Annotated in this window: 11 protein-coding genes; 2 read left to right on the top strand and 9 right to left on the bottom strand. The window is 67.2% G+C overall.

The genetic code is table 11. From position 1 onward, the window contains the following. Nucleotides 1–3: 3 nt before the first annotated feature. Nucleotides 4–1,029: a nucleoside hydrolase gene (locus tag JQX13_RS41300; protein ID WP_203404897.1), complete on the top strand. Its 1,026-nt coding sequence runs from the start codon at nt 4–6 to the stop codon at nt 1,027–1,029. 3 nt (nt 1,030–1,032) lie between these two features. Here the strand turns inward: JQX13_RS41300 and JQX13_RS41305 are convergent, their stop codons facing one another. The 9 genes from JQX13_RS41305 to JQX13_RS41345 form a co-directional block, all read right to left on the bottom strand. Beyond that, nucleotides 1,033–4,299, bottom strand: a complete 3,267-nt coding sequence (locus JQX13_RS41305) for a C45 family autoproteolytic acyltransferase/hydolase (protein ID WP_239014162.1) — start codon at nt 4,297–4,299, stop codon at nt 1,033–1,035. A 92-nt stretch (nt 4,300–4,391) separates the two neighbouring features. Then, nucleotides 4,392–5,177 carry an Imm49 family immunity protein gene (locus JQX13_RS41310; RefSeq protein WP_203404899.1) on the bottom strand — a complete coding sequence of 262 codons (786 nt, stop codon included), beginning with the start codon at nt 5,175–5,177 and terminating at the stop codon, nt 4,392–4,394. A gap of 6 nt (nt 5,178–5,183) precedes the next feature. Then, nucleotides 5,184–6,503 (bottom strand): TIGR02270 family protein, encoded by a 1,320-nt coding sequence (locus JQX13_RS41315; protein ID WP_203404900.1) that lies wholly within the window; start codon nt 6,501–6,503, stop codon nt 5,184–5,186. Then, a complete protein-coding gene (locus tag JQX13_RS41320; protein ID WP_203404901.1) occupies nt 6,503–6,967 on the bottom strand; it encodes a DUF4150 domain-containing protein in 465 nt (154 codons plus the stop codon). Before JQX13_RS41320 ends, JQX13_RS41315 begins: the two co-directional genes overlap by 1 nt. Nucleotides 6,968–6,975: 8 nt before the next feature. Continuing rightward, a complete protein-coding gene (locus JQX13_RS41325; protein WP_203404902.1) occupies nt 6,976–7,746 on the bottom strand; it encodes an Imm49 family immunity protein in 771 nt (256 codons plus the stop codon). A 22-nt stretch (nt 7,747–7,768) separates the two neighbouring features. Beyond that, entirely contained in the window at nt 7,769–8,359 is a 591-nt protein-coding gene (locus JQX13_RS41330; RefSeq protein ID WP_203404903.1) for an imm11 family protein, read from the bottom strand. A 26-nt stretch (nt 8,360–8,385) separates the two neighbouring features. Next, entirely contained in the window at nt 8,386–9,531 is a 1,146-nt protein-coding gene (locus JQX13_RS41335) for an AHH domain-containing protein (RefSeq protein ID WP_203404904.1), read from the bottom strand. Next, a complete protein-coding gene (locus JQX13_RS41340) occupies nt 9,528–10,637 on the bottom strand; it encodes a beta-ketoacyl synthase N-terminal-like domain-containing protein (RefSeq protein WP_203404905.1) in 1,110 nt (369 codons plus the stop codon). The genes JQX13_RS41335 and JQX13_RS41340 overlap by 4 nt, the downstream gene beginning before the upstream one ends. Before the next feature lie 5 nt (nt 10,638–10,642). Next, nucleotides 10,643–11,662, bottom strand: coding sequence for a DUF2169 family type VI secretion system accessory protein (locus JQX13_RS41345; protein WP_203404906.1), 1,020 nt, complete (start codon nt 11,660–11,662; stop codon nt 10,643–10,645). 194 nt (nt 11,663–11,856) lie between these two features. On the opposite strand from JQX13_RS41345, the gene JQX13_RS41350 reads away from it, so the two are divergent. Continuing rightward, the gene (locus JQX13_RS41350; protein WP_203404907.1) at nt 11,857–13,416 is read left to right on the top strand and encodes a penicillin-insensitive murein endopeptidase; all 1,560 of its coding nucleotides are present in this window, start codon (nt 11,857–11,859) and stop codon (nt 13,414–13,416) included. Nucleotides 13,417–13,473 lie beyond the last annotated feature (57 nt).

The raw sequence follows: 13,473 nt of genomic DNA on the forward strand, positions 1-13,473 counted from the left end.
CATATGAATACCCGTCGCCGCAATCTCCCCTTCGCCGCGCTCACCACGCTGCTGCTCGCCGCCTGCCGCTCGTCCCCCCCGCCCGTCATCGCGGACGTGGACTCGGACTATGACGACATCGCCTCGCTCGCGTACCTGTGCCAGGAGCACCAGCGCGGCACCCTGCGGCTCGCCGCCGTCACCGTCACGAACAGCGGCGCCGGCTACCCGGGCAAGGCCGTGCGCAACGTGCGCTGCGTGCTGGAGGCCTGCGGGCTGAAGGAGGTCCCCGTAGCCGATGCCACGCCCATCACGCCCAATGCCTTCCCGGCCCGCATCCGGGACAACGTGGACGGCATTCTCGACAACATCTTCGCCGACTGCACCGCCAGCGCGGAGTCCACGCAGAAGAGCGCCCCGGCGCTGCTGGCCGAGGTGGCCCTGGCCGCGTCCGAGCCCGTGACGGTGGTGGCCACCGGGCCGCTGTCCAACCTGGCCGCGGCGCTCCAGGCCGAGCCCGAGCTGAAGGAGCGGATTGCGCGGACCTTCATCATGGGTGGGGCCGTGTCCGTGCCCGGCAACCTCTGCTGCGGGGTGTCTGACGCCTTCGACAAGACGCAGGAGTTCAACATCTTCGCGGACCCGCCCGCCGCGGCCGCAGTGCTGCGCTCGCTGCCGGCCGAGAGCGTCTCGCTCGTCCCGTTGGATGCGACGAACAAAATCCCGCTGACGCGGGCCTATGCCCAGCGCCTCTCCGAGCAGGCCACCACCGGGCCCGCCAAGGTCGTCTCCGCCGTCGCCAACCACCCCAACATCCTCGCGGGTGTCGACGCGGGCCGGCTGTTCTGGTGGGACCCGCTGGCGGCCATGGCGGCCTTCCATCCCGAGGTCGTCACCTTCGAGCCGCAGGCCCTGGAGGTGGTGATCGACGGGGCCTCGGCGGGACGGACGCGCGTGGCCGAAGGCGGGCAGCGCACCCGCGTGGGCGTGGGCGCCGACGCCCAGCGCTTCGAGGACCTGCTGCTGGAGGTGCTCAACTCCCGCGAGTAGGCCTCAGTCCGAGCCCGCCGCCGAGCCGATAGGCTTGACCTCGGGAGCCGGGGACTCCTTCTTCGGCTCCGCCGTCTTCAGGTCCACCGCCAGCGCGTCGACGCCGTGGTAGCCCTTGGCGCTCACCTCGCCGCCCCGGAAGAGCGCCCAGCCCTGGAGCTGGCTCGGCATGAAGGAGCGGGTCATGTGCCACAGCTGCGGGCCGCTGTTGGCCAGGTAGAGGTAGAGCATCCGCTTCGGGTTCCACGGGTTGGGCAGCGCCACCGCGAGCCCGTCATCCGAGCGCCCATACGTCTTCCCCTGCCAGCGGAAGAACCGGCGGCCGATCTCCACCGGCAGCTTCTTCTCCGCGGCGAGCCGCGCCACCAGCCCGTTGTCCTCGGCACCACCGAGCACGAACAAGTCCCGGCTCGCCAGCTGCGCATCCGTCACCTCGGCGTCCGGCTCGAGCGGCGCGAGCTGGTCCGTGAAGGCATCCGCCACGACATCGCGGAAGTTCAGGGTCAGCGTGCGATCCGCCTCCACGCCGCGAGCAGTACCGTGGACGAAGAGCAGCTGGCTGAAATCATCCAGCGCGTTGGAGAGCACCTGGAAGTGCTCTCGCGGCACGGGGATGTCGTTGGACGGGTTGAACACCACGCGCACGGGCTGCTCGGCCACGTGGAAGGAGAAGGTCTCGCGCGCGTCCTTCACCTCCACGCGCTCCAGCGTCGAGCCCTTGGCGGAGACGAGCTCCACGGAGGAGACGAAGTGATAGGGCTTGCCCCCCTGCTCCACCTTGACCGTCACGTCGTAGCCGTCCTTGGCCTTCGTGGCGCTGGCAGCAATGCGCGGCTCGGGCAGGCCGCCGCGCTCCACCCACTGGGAGATGAAGGGCTTGAGATCCCTCCCCGCGGCCTCCGAGGCGGTGCGCACGAAGTCCGCCGTGGTGATGTTCTTGTTGGCGTAGCGCTCGTGGACGGTGCGCATCACCTTCGAGAAGGCCTTGTTGCCGAGCAGCAGCCGCAGCTGATGCAGCAGGAAGGTGCCCTTGATGCGCGGAATCGCGTAGGTGCCGTAACGGCTGTACGAGGTGCGCGCGGCCGTGGGCACCACATCCTCCTCGCGAGAGGTGAGGTACAGGTAGCGGCTGTTGAGCTCCGCCAGGGCATCGCGCTGCTGCTCGAAGGCCTTGTCCGCGGAGTCCGGCAGCTTGTTGAGCTGGTTCCAGTAGGCGGCCGTGCCACTCACGAGCCAGTTCTCGCCATCGGTGGCGGGGAACATGGTGTTGGCCCACAGGAGCTTCTTGTCGAAGCCGAGGGCGTCCTTGACCTTGGTGGTATCCCGCTTCGTCGCAGCGGCCTTCTCCTCCTTCGCGAGGGCCTTGGCGCGAGCGGCCTTGAGCTTGTCGGCGACGAAGATGGGGCTGAAGGTGGTGTAGCCGAGCGTCAGGTGGGGCGAGGCGCCGGGGAGGTCCTGGATCCACCGGCCACCCACCATCTTCTCGCGCAGGGTCGTCTTGCCGTAATGGGCGAGGAACATGAGCCGGCTGGCCATCTCACCGGTGGTGATCTTCCCATCGCAGGCGTGGGGCCGGTTGATGGGGCTGGAGGCCATCATGCGGATGGCGTTGTCCAGGTCGATGCCGCCCTTGCCGTACTGCTCGAAGTACTTCTGGAAGGCGATGTCCCGGTTCCAGGTGTTGAAGGCCAGGTCCACGGGCGCGTTCTGGGGGTTGGGGATGTACTCCTTGCGCACCTCGAGGTCCCGGTTGTTGTTGTTGGCCCAGATGAAGTCCTTGAGGTTGCCCGGGGTGTTGGCGGCGTTGCCCCTGCTTCCGGTGCGCCACAGCTTCGTCTTCTTCGTGCCGAGCGTGAAGCAGGCGCCCTCACCCGTCTTGGCGTCCGCCAGGGTCCAGTCGTTGGTGTAGAGGCCGTTGTTGCGATCCTTCAGGATGCGCGTCACGTCCTCGATGGACGAGGCGTACTGGGCCGCCTTGCGGATGCGGTTGCTCTGGGGCGTGCCATCGGGATCGAAGGGCGTCTGACCCACCGTGGTCTCTCCGATGACGATCCCCGCGTCGTTGATGAACCAGTCCGCGCCGCTGTGGATGCCGCCCGGGAAGGTCTGCATGATGAAGCGGTGGCCGCGGGTGGGCTGCACGTCCAGCATCACGTCCCAGTGGACGCCCGTGTAGCCGTTCCACATGAAGATCTGCCCCATGATGAACTGACCATCCTTGGTGGCCGAGCGGGTGGCCACGAAGGACGAGCAGTGATCACCCTCGCCCGCCCGGGCCGACTCGTCCTCGGCCTTGAGGAAGGAGCGCCCGGTGAGCGACGTGGCGCTCACGCGGTTGGCGTCCTCGAGCTGGCCCAGGTCCACCGCCGAGTTGAGCGAGGCGATGTCCAGCACATCCAGCTCGCGGTCCTTGAACTTCACGCCGGCCTTGTTGACGCCGTCGGCGATGCCCTTCATCTCCTCGAGGTACTCGGGGTCGTACTTGCGCAGGAAGATCGAGTCGGTGAGCAACCGCACCTGGGACCAGCCATTGACGGCGTCCTGGCGGTTCTTCTGGATGCCCAGCTTCTCCATGTAGCGGACGATGTCCTCGGCCACGAGCTCGCCGTACTGCTGGCCGCGCTCGTACGGCTCGCCCTCGATGTGGATGTACTTCCATCCGCCGTCGTCGTAGCGGAAGCCCTTGCCGGCCCAGCGCACGGACTCCATGGGGATGTAGGCGGTGATGTCGTCCACCTCCTCGAGGCGCACGTCATCGACCCAGGCGGAGCCGGTGGCCTTGCCGTTGCGGCCCAGGTGCACCTGCACGCGGTCCGAGGCCTGGATGGCGAAGAAGAGCACCGAGACGCGGCCGTCCTGGTCCGCGCCCTGGGTGGGCGAGCAGTTGGTGAAGGGGAAGCTCTTCATCGACAGGCAGGCGCCGATCGCCGTGGGGTAGCGCGCCTGGGGATCGGCCTGCACGCCCCGGGTGCGCACCCACGCGCTCAGACGGTAGAGGCGGCCCACCTGGAGCTTCACGGGCTCGGACTGGACGGTGGTCTCGGCGCCGCTGGCCGGGTTCTCGATGAAGAGCCCCCGCGCGCCCTCGGCCTTGCCGTCCGGACTGGAGGTCACCCTGCCCTCGCCCGTCGAGGTCCAGCCGGTGGGATGTCCCGAGGAGGCCAGTGACTCGAAGCCAGCGTTGAGCACGGGCACCTGCGCGGCCCATGAAGCGGGCGCGTGGAGCGCTCCCGCGGTGAGCAGCAGTGCGCCGAGGAATCGCGAGGTCATTCGGAGAGGGGTCATGTCCTTCCCGGAGTGAGGTGGAAATGCGGGGTCCGCGTACTTCTCCCGCTCCGCCCCCCATCGTCAACCCTCGGCCGTCACTCCTTCCAGATGGGACGGCGCTGGATTCCTCCGGGTGGCGCCGAGTTCAGGACAATGGGCGGAATGAGGGGATACTGCGAGCGGGTGCGGATACCCCGTACCCTCGCCAACCGGACGAGCGCGATGCCTTCGACGAAGACGTGGGCGTCGGTGGCCAGGGCGAATGCATTTCCCACCCCTGATTTGCGCTCGCGCTCCATCCTGGACGCGTAGGCCTCGATCGCGGCCAATAACCCCTTTTCAAAGCCCTGGGGATCCCCCCGCACCAGCGCGCTCAGCACGTCGAAGCGAGGGTACTCGGCGCCCTCGAGGACCCGCTCCATGCGATCCATTCCCTCGAGCAACTCCTCCCGTGTGCCGCCCGGAGACACGAGCCTGGGCAGGAGGAGGAAGAACCAGAAGTCCTCCTCGTACTCCATGCCCTCCTGCCACTTCGTCTCCGCGAGCGCATCGATGCGCCGGGCCAGCCCCACGTCCCCGAGCGCCAGGGCATCCAGCAGGGGTTCGGCGCGACCGCGTGCCATGTAATACGGATCCACCCCGGACCCGAGATGCTTCCGCTCGAGGAACTGCAGCCAGGCATCCGCGGCCTGGTACAGACAGAAGAAGAAGCCCTCGGCGTCGTAGTTGGCGAGCAGCAGCCCGCAGGCCATCCTCCGGTAGAGGAGGCAGACGTCGAGCACGTGCTTGGGGTGCACGCCCCCCTGACGCAGCGACTCGAGCCGCAGATCGATGAGCTGCCCGATGTTCTCGTTGGTGAACTCAAGTTCCTTGATACCCATGGTCCCTCACCCCGCGGTCATCAGCTTGTCGAAGGTGTTGACCAGAATGCGTGAGCCCGAAGCCGCCTCGAGTTGCCCGCGTTGGCGTGCCACGAGACCGTGTGTCTGGAGCCGGACCGCTCCGGCGGTGCGAAGGGCCAGTTCCAGCGCCAGGACATGCCGGCGGCGCATGGCCGCCCGCTCGAGCGCCAGCAGGAGCGTGTCGCCGCTGAACGGCTGCCCGAACAGGTAACGCATACGAGGGTCGAATTGCCCGCGGGCCTGCTGCCACCACCTGGCGATGGCATCGACGGCCGGCACGGGGAGATCCTCCTCGGGCTTCGGAACCAGGTCCGTCTCGAGGTCCTCCTCCAGGGGAGGCAGCGCCTCGTCCGATTCCGGCGGTGCTCCGGCGTAGCGGCCCTCGATGCGCAGGCCCGTGATGGCGGAGAAGGACTCCGCCGCGAGAGCGGCGACAGGAGCCTCGCGCATCGCCTCGAGACACGCATCCGCCGCGGCAAGCCGTCCACTGAAGCCCAGCGCCCAGAGGGCCGAAGCCCGGGCGTTCTCTTCACCCAGACCCCTCAGCACGAGCTCCAACTCCCTGTCCCCGCCTCCGAACGCCAACACCCCCCACGCCCAGGCGCGCTCCGCGGAGGGCACCTGGGCCAGCTCTCGGCAGGCCACCCAGGCCGCTCGTGAGCCAGACAGGAGCCCCAGCTCGATACCCGCCCTGCGCACGGCGGGAGCCGGCGCGGCGAGTGCGGCGGGGATGAGGCCCGCGCGAGAAGCCTCGGGAAGGAACCGCGCGCAACGCAGCGCCGCGCTCCGGACCCGGCTGTCCTCGTGCGCGAGGAGCGGGGCCAGGGTCCGCGCATCCGGCGCCTCGGCATGGAACGCCGACACCTGGAGCGCCAGGACCCGCAGGGCGGCGATGGGTGAAGTGAGCAGGGGCTTCAGCCGCTCGGCCCTCTCGGGTCCTTCCCAGAGCTCCAGCGCACGCTGGATGGCCCTCCGACGACCCTCCTCCCCCTCCTCCAGGGCCATCAGCAGACCCTCGTACGCCGCGTCTCCGCGTTCGGCGAGCAGCACCCAGGCCGCAGCGGCGATGCGCTCCGGCTCGTCCGACTCCAACGCGGGCTCGACGAGCCGCTCGGTGATGAGCCTCCCACCCTCCGCGAGCGCCTCGAGGTGGGCCAGCAGACGCTGTTCCTCGCGGCCCGTCTCGTCGAGATCGAACAGCGGCGAGACCAGACACCGCTCACGCCTGGACCACAGGAAGGAGGCCTCGTCCAGGTGCTCTTCGAAGATATCCCAGCGGGGGAGCAGATCTTCGCGCAAGGCCACTAGTACTCTTCCTTGCAGATGGGACACACCTTCTTGTCCGAGCCCTGGCCGATGGCGACGACGGGCGGCTGGAGCAACGGAGCCGGAGGCGTGTTCTTGTCATTGTGCAGCATGAGGTCCATGGCGCGGGCCACGTTCTTGCCTTCGATCTTCACGTCGAAGGAGTAGTTGACGAACTCGGCCTTGCCCTTGGTCTTGCTCGAGGCCACGCCGCCGCCCGCGGTGCCGCCCTCGTCACCGGTGCTGGTGCTGAAGTTCGAGTCCTTCAGGCACGGGGGTTTGCCCTCCACCGTCACGGTCTTGCTCGCCTGGGCCGTGTCCGCCGAGCGCGCGATGTTGGGGTACGGGATGGGGATGGGCCCTCCCGGGCTGGGCGTCTTGCAGACGTCCGGGAAGGCCACGGTGGTCCCGTTGCTGCTCTGCGTCACCACGGACATCTTGTTCACACCGACCGTGTTGGCCATGGGTCACCTCATGTCCAGAGGGGCTGGCGTTGGAGCCCTTCGGGGGGAGTGGAGAGAGAGGAAGCGGGGACGAGCCGGTACTCGGAGCGGATGCTCAGGCCCCGAATCCTCGCGACCCGGACGAGCGCGACGCCCTCGACGAACACCTCGGCCTCGGTGGACAGGGCATACGGGTTGCCCATTCCCGAACCGCCCTCGCGCTCCATCTCGGCCGCCCAGGCGTCGGTCAGGGCCTCCAGCCCTTGCTCGAAACCACTGACATCACCGTGGAGCAACGCCTTGAGCACGTCATATCGCGGATATGTGATTCCCTGGAGGGCCTGCTCCATCTGCCTCAGCCCATCGAGCAGCGACTGCGCATCCGAGGTGGGGGACGCGAGCTTCGGCAGGAGCAGGAAGAACCAGAAGTCCTCCTCGTACTCCATGCCCTCGCGCCACGTCGTCTCCGCGAGCGCGTCGATGCGCTGGGCCAGTGCCACATCCCCGAGGGCCAGGGCATCCAGCAGGGGCTCGGCACGGCCGCGCGCCATGTAATACGGGTCCAGGTCGGACCAGGAGTGCTTGCGCTCGAGGAACTGGAGGTACGTGTCGGCCGCGCGGAAGAGGCAGAAGAAGAAGGTACCGGCGTCGTTGCCGGACAAGAGCTCACCGCAGCCCAGGCGCCGGAACATGCGAGCCAGGTCGAGCACGTGCTTGGGGTGCACGTTCCCCTTGCGCAGCTCCGCGATCCGCAGCTCGATGAGCTGGATCAGGTTGGCGTTGATGAGTGATGGATCCATGGTGTCTCCGGTGAGCCAGCAGTCACCACGTGAAGCGCTCGCCCTGCTCGCAAACCGCCAATCCAGTTAACTTCTCGTCCTTGAGCCGCTGGACCAGATCTGAGCGAATGACGATGACTCTTGGCCACTCTCCCAACCGGAAGAGTTTTGCATCAGGAGGGATTTTCTCCTTCAAAACCTTCAATTTCTTGACCCTGAGAACCCGCCCATCAACGCTGCTCACGTTGAACGCTGAATTCTCGCGATCCATGCATGGCACTGTCAACAGAAGGTTGGCGACGTAGAACCGCCCCTTCGTCGGACGTCCGCGTTTGTCGTTCAAGGTGAACGGCAAATACTCGACCACGTTCCCAGCAACACCTTCAGCTTCGAGTACCTCCCGAGCTTTGGAAGATATGATCAACTCTGCCGAGATGTTGTCGACGAAATCGCAGAGCATGTCCCCCCCCTCCTCGGACAGGCTGAAGGTGGTGGACTCCGTAATGAGTCCTTTCAGGCTGACACCACGCGCGAGCTTCGAGTCATCGGGAACATTTCCGCTGATGTCCCTTATGTGGGCAACCCGAGGGTCCTCATTTGTGGTGAAAACCAGATAAGATATTTCATTGCTCATTGCTCACCCATCTATGGCTCGTGCCATCACTTCGGTTCGAGAACGAAAAAACCCTTTTCGAGAAATTCTTCTCGCTGCTCATTGCAGAGATCTGTCATCTCTCGACTAAAATCGGTGGCGGCGTTCTCCTCGGCATCATGGGGTTGCTCGGAGGGATTCCTCAGGGCGTCATCCAGAATCTTACGGATGGGCTCCAGTTTCTTCTCGAGCGACTTCGAATAGGGCTTGTGGTCCGCGCCCATCTGCCAGGGGATGTGCGCGGCCAGATCCAGGATGCGTGCTGGGTAGACCTCGTTCGGCAGCAGGATCATGTTGACCTGGTTGTGGATGTTCCATGAGCCCTGCATGACCACCCTCGCCCGCGACATGTAGTTGATCTCGCTGGGATTGGAGCTGGGTCCATTGAGCACGTACTCCTGGAAGGCGCTGGCGGGGATCATGTGGTGGTGGTCGTGCTCGTACGGGTACCACTTCCCGAGGCCCTGCCCTCCTGGAACGTTGGTCTCCTTGATGTGGAAGTTGACGGGCGCGACACGCTGCCACACGTCCTCGCGGATTTCGGACGAGACCCCCGTGAAATCGGACTCGTAGTTCTTGACCTCGTTGTCCTTGGTCGCGCCGAAGACCCGCCGGAAGTCCTTGGGGTGCAGGATCATGCGGTGTTTGACGTCCCAGGCGTGGGGATCCTGCGCGAGCCAACCCAGTGACTTCCCGTACCGCCCTCTGTACGCATCGAGGAATCTCATCCCCTTGCCCGCCCCCGAGCGCTCCTTATGGGCCGCGATGTCCTCGGCGAGATGGGTGAACTCCGGCGTCGTCCTGCTGTGGGTCTCCTTGCGCCGGGTGATGTCCAGGACGATGTAGCCGAGCAACATCGCCACCTCCCGGTTGTCCTTTCGAGCCCGGCCCCCCAATACCGGATGAGGGCGTGTGTTGTAGACGTGCGGTTCGCTCTCCGCTCGCTTGATGCCGTTGGCGCGGTAGTGGCACGGGTGCGTGTCGTACCGGGCCGAGGGAATCGCGATGCACTCGTCGTTGGACTCGCCGTAGCCGTGCTTCCAGAAACACGGCTTGCCCGGGGCCTTGTTGTGAAGATCGGTGAGGACCTTCCTGTCATCGATGTGTCTGCTGTCCGGAGCATTGACGGCTTTAGAACTCTTATCCGAGCTCATCGACGAACTCCGTGTTGCTGTGGGGAAGAAACAGGAGACTCGGCCCGGCGCAGGAGCGCGGCGGCCACCGCCCCCGTGTCGGCGCTGGACCAGATCAGCACATCGCCTCCGGCGGCATGGCCACGGAACAAAGCGCGTGCTCCAGTCACCACCGAGAGGGCACCACTGGCCGCGCCCGTGTCCCCCAGGGATGCGGCAAGCCAGTACTGGGCGGCCGAGGAGAGCGCCCGGTTCGCGGAGAGACGCACAAGCGCGTTGGCCCACTCCTCCGCCCGGGCATCCTCTCCGTTCAGATCTCCGTAGATGGATGCAATCGCCCTGTCGCGAGGGAGGACCTTCTCGATGACCTCGGACAAGGCAACACCGGCGGAGCGAGCCCCGGAGGCCCGGCTCTCCCGTTCCTGTCCCAGTGAGATCCCCTCCACGACGCACTGGAGGGTGGCCTTGCGTGCCCTGGCCCTGGCCAGGGGCTCGACGAGGAAGGCCGCCGCGCCTTCGCCGGGCATGAGCCCGCGAGGCGTGAGGTTCGTCTTCAAGCGTCTGGAGGCCGCGAGCACCTGGAGCGTATCGCTCTCGAGCAGGCTGTCCACGCCCACGACGAGCGCGCGCTCTGTCTGGCCGCGCTCGATGGCCACCGAAGCCTCGTGAAGCGCCCAGAGCGCCGCGGCATGGCCTCGGAAGAGGACGCGCCGGCGGTTCTCCATGATGGGAAGCCGGGTACGAGACGCGAGCTCACCCACGAGGTGCTCCTCGAGGAGCTCGTCGTAGAAGTCGATCTCCGCGTTCCTCGTGCGCGAGAGGCCCACGTAGAGAGAAGTGCCCTGCCAGAACCCGGCCCCTTCCTGATGGAGCGAGGCATGGTGCAGCAAATCCTCCACGGCGTGGGTCGCCATGCGGAGGTAGCGCCCCATGCCCTGGAATCCATCGGTGATGCCACGCAGTGGATGGGCGGTGAGGAGCGTATTGGCGTTCCCGTCATCCGCGGGTACCTCGAAGTCCACGGGCCAGGGCCTCACCATTCCGCAACGGAGGGCTCCGTACGCCGTCACCACATCATGCCCGACCGTCGTCACGAGGCCGAGACCCGTTATCGCCAGATGCGCCATGGTCCCTATCTAGAGGAAGAAGCCGACACCGCGATGTCCCAGACATCGTCAGGGCCATCCTTCAAGGGAACACTCCCCCGCCACAGCAGCATGATGCGATGGATATCGGTATCGATGATGCAGGTATCGAGTTTCATCTCCAGCCGGGTGTCCCCCGCGAACGACAGGCGCACGGTGACTTCCGGAGGCGGCTGGGCGGGCAGCTGGAAGGACAGCGGTTGGGGAGACGCGTTGACGAGCGAGACGGGCTCGTCTCCCTTCAAATAGCCCGGTGCCACCAGTCCGGGCGAGGCGGCGTTGTAGAAGCGCGGGTCGAAGTCCCTCGGCAACCGGGGCATGCGCTGCTTGCGCCAGGCCTCGTCGTAGGTGCCGGCGTAGGCGGCGCGCGGCTGCCAGTGCGGTGAGATGAAGCCGAAGCCCGCCGGTGGCACCACCTGGCCGAACTGCCTCAGGGGCTGCTCCGGATCCTCCAGGTTCGGCAGGCGGAGCCCTTCCTCGAACCGCCGTGAGTCCGAGCGGAAGCCCACTCCCACGGGGTTGCGCGGCTCGAAGGTGTGCCGGGCCGGGGCCGGGTGACTCCGGTCCCACCCACCGAAGGCCCGCTCGTAGTGCAGGGGTATCCGCTCGAAGGGGAGCGGCCGGGTCATCGAGAGGGTCCCCAGGCTCTTGAACCACACGCGATCGCCCGTGACACGAACGGATTTCCGCAGCGGCCCCACCTGCAAGGAAACCACGAGCGACGTGGTGTTCCGCTCGGTGGCATGCGCATGCCCCACCAGCACGATGTCCGTCGCGGGCTTGCCGGGCGCGCACTCCGGCTCGTAGCGGTAGCTGGACGTCTCGGGCTCTCCCCAATACTCGCCCGCGAGTTGGATGGGCACCTGCTCGTCCGCCACGCGAAGCTGCCCCTGCGCGAGCAGGTAGGTGGCCTTGACGACGACCACCAGCAGAGGCCGCCCCTCCGGGTCCGCCAGAGCCAGGGGCTCGCAGACGAACGGGGTTCGGTTGTCGATGGGGTTCCGCATGGCGCTCGTTCGATTATGTCACGGCCCGGAAAGTGCCTGTTTTGACCCGGAAATGGGAGGGAGGAGTGGGGCACGGTGGGTGAAGCATCCCTTCACTCACGGAGAAGGTCCGGCCGCGATACCTGCCCGGAGTCCCAGCCAGCCTCGACGCTTTACTTTGGCCAGGAACAATTTCGGGCCATGCTGCGTCGCGAGTGCGTTCTACATCCTGGATCATCCTGTGGCTGTGCGCCGGCTGCACCGCGCACGTTGTGCCCACCATCGCCTCGTCGAATGTGGCGGCTCCGTCCCTGGAGGCCTCGGCGTCTCCTGGCTCGGCGGCCGGCCAGCCCGACACAGCGCCTTCACAGGAGAACGGGGCGTCACAGCCTCCGGTGCTCCCGGAGCGCGTGACACAGGTGGTCGAGCACAATGACGCGGCCCTCCAGGCCTCCGTCGGCGCCGCGGACAGTGGTGACGACGAGGGAGAAGAGGATGAGCCGGCGGACGCCTCGGATGCGGATGAGGGCGAGGCCCAGGAGGCCCAGGCAACGACGGGCGAGGCCCCCACCGGGCCGCTGTACACCGCGGAGCTGTCGGACGAGCAATTGACGGAGATGTGGAAGAAGGACCCCGCCAGCCTCGGGTCCATCTCCGTGGGGTTCGTCGAGAGCGGCCGGATGGTGAACGCGGAGCGCTTCCCCGAGGGGGATGATTGGATCGTCGTCTCGCCCGAGCTGGCGTGGGGCACCCGGGAAACACTGGACTACATCGCCAAGGCCATCCGCGAGGTGCGAGCCGCGTATCCGAAGGCTCCCCCGCTCCGGGTGAACCAGCTCAGCTCGCGCGAGGGCGGCTACCTGCGGCCCCACAAGAGCCACCAGAACGGCCGGGACGTGGACCTGGGCTTCTACTACCCCACCGCCGAGCCCATCCGGGTGCGGGCGCGCGAGAAGCACATCGACCTCGAGCTGAACTGGGCCCTCATCAAGGCGCTCGCCGTGCACACCGACGTGCAGATGATCCTCGTGGACAAGCGCGTCCAGAAGGTCCTGTACGAGTACGCGCTGCGCAAGGGCGAGAACAAGGAGTGGCTGGACTCGCTCTTCCACGCCGGCTCGAAGTCCCTCATCAAGCACGCGCGCGGCCACCGCGACCACTTCCACGTGCGCTTCTACAACCCGCGCGCCCAGGAGCTGGGACGGCGCATCGCCCCGCTGCTCGCGCTGCAGCCCGACAAGAACATCCAGATGCACCGGGTGCGCTCGGGCGACACGCTCGGCGCCATCGCGCTGCGCTATGGCTCCAGCGTGCAGTCCATCAAGAAGGCCAACCGGATGCGCAGCACCTTCCTGCGCCTCGGCCAGGTGCTCGCGGTGCCCCTGCGGGGCCCCTGCACCCGCTGCCCCGTGCCTCCGCCCCTCGTCGTTCCTCCGCGGCGGATGCCGCCCGAGCTCGTCGAGCAGGCGCCGGCCGTGGCCACGAAGCAGACGCCCCAGGCCGCTCCGGCGTCCGCCGCTCCCGCCCCCGTCCCGGAGCAGACGGCGGAGGTCACCCTGCAGGCGCCGGCCGCCGCGACGCCCCCGCCCTCCTCGGAGCAGCCCGCCGTGGCCGCGCAGCCCGAGAACACGGGCGGCAGCGCGCCGGCGAGCACGCCCGGGACGAAGCCCGGCGTGCCCGAGACGCCTCGGGAGGTCCCCTCGGGCGTGAGCCTGCCGGCGGTGACCCACACCTCGGCGTCGATCCTTCCGGTGATGCCGTCGTTGACGCGGTAGTGGGTGTGGGAGCGGAGCGGGAGCGCGGGGACTCCGCGCTCCCCCGCTCCCGGGTGA

The sequence above is a fragment of the Archangium violaceum genome (assembly GCF_016859125.1).
Lineage (GTDB): Bacteria > Myxococcota > Myxococcia > Myxococcales > Myxococcaceae > Archangium > Archangium violaceum_A.

Excerpts from the sequence above, each read along its gene's own strand:
- JQX13_RS41325 (WP_203404902.1), bottom strand. The coding sequence starts at position 7,746 with ATGGATCCATCACTCATCAACGCCAACCTGATCCAGCTCATCGAGCTG.
- JQX13_RS41330 (WP_203404903.1), bottom strand. The coding sequence starts at position 8,359 with ATGAGCAATGAAATATCTTATCTGGTTTTCACCACAAATGAGGACCCT.
- JQX13_RS41335 (WP_203404904.1), bottom strand. The coding sequence starts at position 9,531 with ATGAGCTCGGATAAGAGTTCTAAAGCCGTCAATGCTCCGGACAGCAGA.
- JQX13_RS41320 (WP_203404901.1), bottom strand. The coding sequence starts at position 6,967 with ATGGCCAACACGGTCGGTGTGAACAAGATGTCCGTGGTGACGCAGAGC.
- JQX13_RS41305 (WP_239014162.1), bottom strand. The coding sequence starts at position 4,299 with ATGACCTCGCGATTCCTCGGCGCACTGCTGCTCACCGCGGGAGCGCTC.
- JQX13_RS41300 (WP_203404897.1), top strand. The coding sequence starts at position 4 with ATGAATACCCGTCGCCGCAATCTCCCCTTCGCCGCGCTCACCACGCTG.
- JQX13_RS41345 (WP_203404906.1), bottom strand. The coding sequence starts at position 11,662 with ATGCGGAACCCCATCGACAACCGAACCCCGTTCGTCTGCGAGCCCCTG.
- JQX13_RS41340 (WP_203404905.1), bottom strand. The coding sequence starts at position 10,637 with ATGGCGCATCTGGCGATAACGGGTCTCGGCCTCGTGACGACGGTCGGG.
- JQX13_RS41310 (WP_203404899.1), bottom strand. The coding sequence starts at position 5,177 with ATGGGTATCAAGGAACTTGAGTTCACCAACGAGAACATCGGGCAGCTC.